General features: G+C 35.8%; 1 protein-coding gene. It reads right to left on the bottom strand.

The genetic code is table 11. The features are described 5' to 3' along the window. Nucleotides 1-26: 26 nt before the first annotated feature. Nucleotides 27-539, bottom strand: a complete 513-nt coding sequence (locus tag OZD63_RS05680) for a baseplate hub domain-containing protein (protein WP_274979475.1) — start codon at nt 537-539, stop codon at nt 27-29. Nucleotides 540-727 lie beyond the last annotated feature (188 nt).

The following is a 727-nucleotide window of genomic DNA, read 5'->3' as shown; positions in this document are numbered from 1 at the left end:
CAGCTTGCAAATGATTGTCCTTTCCTTCATTTCTCTCCTATTACGAAGATTTTAAACAGGTTCTTACATTTATCATCGCAAAATTGTGCTCTGCATGCAGGAGAGTATAATTTTGCTATGCTTCTCTCAAGCTTTGCTGAGAGCCCTCTAATTTCAGCAATAAATCTTCCACTACTTAATGTCACTTTACCAAAAATTCCTGAATGTAGATTCATTGTTCCCTGGGTCAAGTCTTTATAATTCACAAGAAATATCTCAATATTTGCAAAGTCGTACTTTCCTGATAAAACATCTTTTTCTTTGATATCAACACTATTTAATATTCCCTCAATTTCCAAATTATCAGTCTTTAAATCGCTGTTTAATATTATACTACTGGCTGTAAATCCACTTGAAGATTTATAGAGTATATTATCAATATTTAAGTCTTCATCATAGTCAGTGAATCCCATTACTTCTCCACCTGCGAGCTTTAATTTCCAGCACGTAGCAGTGGTAAGTAATTCTCCAGCTAAATGATTTTTTAGTGTGGTTTGCATAGGGGCCTCCTGCTTAATTGATTAAATTTGAAAGTAGCTATACGGCCAGTAGAATAAGGGCAGTGTGTTCTTTTCTCATCATCTAAGTAGCCATAAAGCGTCATTCCGGTGACCATAGGGTGTCATTCCAGTGCTTGACACTGGAATGGCTTTGTTGCATCGCTAGCTATGATGGATTAAAGATAAAA

The sequence above is a fragment of the Wolbachia endosymbiont of Drosophila leontia genome (assembly GCF_028981785.1).
GTDB lineage: Bacteria > Pseudomonadota > Alphaproteobacteria > Rickettsiales > Anaplasmataceae > Wolbachia > Wolbachia pipientis.
The sequence above is the reverse complement of the archived record's forward strand: the minus strand, read 5'-3'. Positions and strand labels throughout refer to the sequence as shown.